Consider the following 4,785-nt stretch of genomic DNA (forward strand, 5'->3'; position numbering starts at 1 on the left):
CTGGCTGAGCAGCCAGAGTGTGAAGGTGAGGGCCGTCCACCACGCGAGGACCGACAGAGCTGCGCGCCGCCGGCGCGGCATGGGCTTCACCATGCGCCCCGCGCGGAGCGGGCTGCGGTGCGCAGGGCGGTGGCGGCAGCGGTCAAGTAGAGGATCTTACCCCAGCCTGGTGTGGTGAGGGTGAGCGCCACGGTGGCCCCTACGCAGATCAGCAGCCATGCCGCTGCGGGTGTCCGTGGGTGGTGCGTGCGTGGGGGTGTCATGCGCCGCTGCCTGGGGTGCGCTGGTAGATGTCGGGGATACCGTCGGCGTCCTCGTCGATGTTCTCCTCCTCGTACAGGTGACGGTAGACGGTGTTCCTGCGGCGCAGGAACAGGGCGGCCAGCAGGGCCGCGGCCAGGGAGGCGATGAGGACGGCGGCCTTGACGTGCTCGCCGGTGGCGGTGCCGGGGAAGGCGAGTTCGCCGATGAGTAGGGCGACGGTGAAGCCGATGCCGGCCAGGGTCGCGAGGCCGAAGACGTCGGCCCAGGCCAGGTCGGGGTTGAGCTGGGCGCGGGTGAAGCGGGCTGCCAAGTAGGTGCCGACGAAGATGCCGAGGATCTTGCCCGCGACCAGGCCGACGACCACACCGAGAGGCTCGGGGGTGGAGAACACCTTGCCCAGCGCGTCGCCGGAGACGCTGACCCCGGCGGCGAACAGCGCGAACAGCGGCACACAGACCCCGGCGGACAGCGGGTGCAGCAGATGCCCGGTGCGTTCCCCGGGCGAAGCCTGTTCGCCCTTGTCGCGGGTGGTGCGCAGGATCAGTCCCATGGCGACACCGGCGACGGTGGCGTGAATGCCGCCGTTGTACATCAGCGCCCAGGTCACCACGCCCAGCGGCAGATACCACCACCAGCCGCGCACCCGCAGTCGCTGCAAAAGGTAGAAGACGACCAGCCCGGCAAACGCCCCGGCGAGCGCCCAGTAGTTGAGGTCGGAGGTGAAGAAGACGGCGATGATCAGGATCGCGCCGAGGTCGTCGACGACGGCGAGGGTGAGCAGGAAGGCCCGCAGGGCGGTCGGCAGGTGGGTGGAAATGACGGCCAGGACTGCCAGGGCGAAGGCGATGTCGGTGGCCATCGGAACCGCCCAGCCGTCCATGCTGCCCCCGCCGGCAGCGGCGGTGGCGGCGTAGAGGGCGGCGGGCACGGCCATGCCGCACCCGGCGGCGATGACCGGCAGCGCGGCGGTGGCCGGGGTGCGCAACGAGCCGACCACCAGTTCCCGCTTCAGCTCGATCCCCGCGACCAGGAAGAAAACGGTCAACAGCCCGTCAGAGGTCCAGTGGCCGAGCGACAGATCCAGACCCAGCGCCGGTATTCCGAAGTGGACGTCGCGAAGCGCCGTGTAGGAGGAGGCCAGTGGGCTGTTCGCCCACACCAGTGCCACCACTGCGGCGGCCAGCAGCACCAACCCGCCGACGGTCTCCGTGCGCAACGCCCGGGCAACGGCCTGACGTTCGGGCCACGGCAGAAGACCCAGGAAGGGGGAACGGGAGCGCGGGGCGGCGGCCAAGACGGCGAACCTCCGGGGTGTCGGCAAAAGGGCGCACGGCCCTACGGACGCCGACCAGACTTCCCGGCACACCCCGCGTCACTTGACGCATTCTTTACACCCTATCCGCAGCCTGCTGCGGTGCCCAGCCCGCCCCACAGCCAGCGAGAACCTATGCCTGCAGCTGGGGCCCATGATTCGGCTGAACACGGCACGCCGAGGTCGATCTGACGGTCGTTGGGGTGCTGCGGATCCAGCCGATCGTGGCCAATCGGCCAGCCGTGGGTGTGGCTGGGTAGCGGGCTTTGGAGACATCTGAGACAGCCGCATACTGCCGACGCGGGTTCCGCCCGGCAGATAGCAGGATCTTTGCCGCGGTGTACTCGAACGGCACCGGCTTCTCCTCCGCACGGTCCTGCGGTCCGTGACCTGCCTGCAGATGGACACCCCTCGACGAGGAGAGGCTGCCGTGTACCGCGGAAAACGGTACACGGCAGCCCAGATGCGATGCGGTCGATGTGGGGGTCAGAGGGCCTTGGTGGGTTCCCGCTCGTCCTCGGGGTCCCCGCCCGTGGTGGTTTGCGTGTCGCGGCTGCGGACGAAGTCCAGGAAGGAGTTGAGCTCGCGCTTGACCACGGGGGCGAGCAGGTAGAGGCCGATGATGTTGAACACGGACAACAGGAACAGGGCCGAGTCGGCCAGGCTGATCAGGGTGTCGAGGGAGAGAAGGGAACCGGCGACGACGAACAGGCTCCAGATGGCCTTGAAGATGGTTTCGCTGACCTGGCTCTTGCCGAAGAGGTACGACCATGCCTTGAGGCCGTAGTAGCCCCAGGTGAGGATTGTGGAGAAGGCGAACAGGAGCACCGCGACGGTCAGCAGGTCCGGGAACCAGGGGAGCACGGTCTCGAAGGCGTCGGAGGTGATGGTGACGCCGCCGATGTCCTCGTTGCCTTCGCGGGCTGCGGCCCAGCTGGCCGGGTTGGCGATGGCGATAGTGAGCGCGGTCATGGTGCAGATGACGACGGTGTCGATGAACGGCTCCAGCAGGGCGACCAGACCCTCGCTGGCGGGGTGCTTGGTCTTGACGGCGGAGTGGGCGATCGGGGCGGAGCCCAGACCGGCCTCGTTGGAGAAGGCCGCGCGCTGGAAGCCGACGATCAGGGCGCCGATCACACCGCCCGTGACGCCGTCGGCCTCGAACGCGCCCTTGATGATGCCCTGGAAGGCGTCCGGCACCGCGCTGACATTCACCAGGATGACGATCAGGCAGGCTGCGATATACATGCCGGCCATCGCCGGGACCAGCTTGCTGGTGACCGAGGCGATGGAGCGGATCCCGCCGAGCAGTACGAGGCCGACCAGTGCGGCTACCACCAGTCCGAAGAGGACGGCACCGGCGGAGGAGGCCATGAAGCCGTCCTCGCCGCCGAAGGTCGAAGCGACCTGTGCGTAGCTCTGGTTGGTCTGGAACAGGTTGCCGCCGAACAGGCCGAAGAAGAGGATCATGACGGAGGCCAGGACGGCCAGCACCTTGCCGAACTTGGCGCCACCGTTGCCGAAGCGTTCGGCGAGCCCCTTGGGCAGGTAATGCATCGGACCGCCGGAGACGGTGCCGTCCGCGTGCTCCTCGCGGTACTTCACGCCGAGGGTGACCTCGACGAACTTGGTCGCCATGCCGAGCAGGCCGCACAGGATCATCCAGAAGGTGGCGCCGGGGCCGCCGATGGACACGGCGACGGCGACACCGGCTATGTTGCCGAGGCCGACGGTGCCAGAGACGGCGGCGGTCAGCGCCTGGAAGTGGTTGACCTCACCGGGCGAGCCCTCCTCGTCGTACTTGCCGCGCACGACGTCGATGGCGAGCTTGAACTTGCGTACCTGGATCAGCCCGAACCAGCCGCTGAAGATCAGGCCGGCGACTACGAGCCAGGCGACGATGAGCGGAAGGTCGGTGTCGCCGACGGGCACGGTATAGAAGACGATGTCACCGACGTTCGTGGCGACGGGTTCGAAGAAGTCGCTGACGGCGTCGTCGATGGATGTCGTGACGGACTCGAGTGACATCAGGTGCACCTCGGGGGACGGGGACGGGGACGTGAGGGCGGGCACAACAGCGGGAGCCAGGTAAAGGGGCGGTGTGCAAACGGTAAAGATCGCCCCATGAAGGAATTGGGAAGTCCTATCACGTTGCCCACACGGCCTCGCGTGACTCAAGTCACAAATAGGAGTCGGTGGGACGCAATCCCAGGAGCAGTGACGCGATCGTTATCCGGATTTGAGCATCCTCTGAGGGAACGCGGCGCGGTTGCGGCCGGATCCGGGCCGGGTTGGCAGCCGTGCCCTTTTCCACCGGCGCTGCCGCATCGTGCTGTTGTGCGACCGGCTGCAATCTCGCCCGACGACCAGGGCAGCAGGCGACTCCGGAAAACGGGGAAGCACGATGCCGACCAGGGCTCACCTGCGGCGGTTGGGCAGCTGTTGTGCCCAGAAGTGCTCAACCGCGCCGGATTGCCACATGTGTTGCTCCACTGCTTGTGCCTGACCGTTGCACCCTGCGGTGCGGCAACTGGTGCGCCAGCCTTCGCAACGCCCCGGATTTGTCCAGGTCATCACGGGCGTATGGCGTGGTCGGGCCGCTTGCAGCGCTGTTGCGATCCCCTTCGCGCATGTGGCTGGAGTTGAGGATGGGGAGGAGCAGGGTGGGCAGCGTGGACGCTGCCGGAGATAGGAGCGCGTTCACCGGTGTTGCGCGTCGGCGGGCCGCAGCGCCGGCCGCTGGCGATGTGCCCGTCGACCACCGACCCGTCGGTGGCGCAGAAGTGATCGGGATGGACGGCGGCCAGGCTGGGAGGGCTGTGCTTCAAGCGGCTGGATGACCCGTACCGGGTCACGAGGATGGCGTGGTGGTGCCAGCCGTTGAAGGAGCGGCCTTCGAAGTGGTCATGGCCGAGGCCGTGCTTGCGTTCGCGGTGGTCGTGCTCGATGTGCCGGCGGATCTTTGCCAGGCGGACCAGTTCGGTCATAGGGGTTTCTTGGGGCAGGCCGAATAGCCAGAACCGCGCGGCCGACGGCACGCGCATCATGTCGCCGCCGCCGGAGGCCTCGGTCAAGGTCACCGGCACAACGGTGCCGTGGCGTCCGCCTGCACAAGGCACGGTGGGCCGGCCTGCGAAGTGAGTGCCACGCAGGCCGGCTCGGGTTGGCTCGGTGGGTCTCAGATTTCGTGAGGGGAGATCACTGGCACT

The 4,785-nt window shown here is 67.8% G+C and carries 3 protein-coding genes and 1 pseudogene; all 4 read right to left on the reverse strand.

Annotated features, from left to right (window positions below; translation table 11 throughout):
- Positions 1–86: 86 nt before the first annotated feature.
- A complete protein-coding gene (locus tag ACH4TV_RS48220; RefSeq protein ID WP_398407850.1) occupies positions 87–263 on the reverse strand; it encodes a hypothetical protein in 177 nt (58 codons plus the stop codon).
- Positions 260–1,558, reverse strand: a complete 1,299-nt coding sequence (nhaA, locus tag ACH4TV_RS48225; RefSeq protein WP_398407851.1) for a Na+/H+ antiporter NhaA — start codon at positions 1,556–1,558, stop codon at positions 260–262. Before nhaA ends, ACH4TV_RS48220 begins: the two co-directional genes overlap by 4 nt.
- Positions 1,559–2,062: 504 nt before the next feature.
- Positions 2,063–3,604: an alanine/glycine:cation symporter family protein gene (locus ACH4TV_RS48230; RefSeq protein WP_398407852.1), complete on the reverse strand. Its 1,542-nt coding sequence runs from the start codon at positions 3,602–3,604 to the stop codon at positions 2,063–2,065.
- 821 nt (positions 3,605–4,425) lie between these two features.
- Positions 4,426–4,596: pseudogene (locus tag ACH4TV_RS48235) on the reverse strand (IS701 family transposase); the annotation flags it as partial.
- Between the last annotated feature and the right edge of the window lie 189 nt (positions 4,597–4,785).

Source organism: Streptomyces sp. NPDC020898, assembly GCF_044333925.1.
GTDB lineage: Bacteria > Actinomycetota > Actinomycetes > Streptomycetales > Streptomycetaceae > Streptomyces.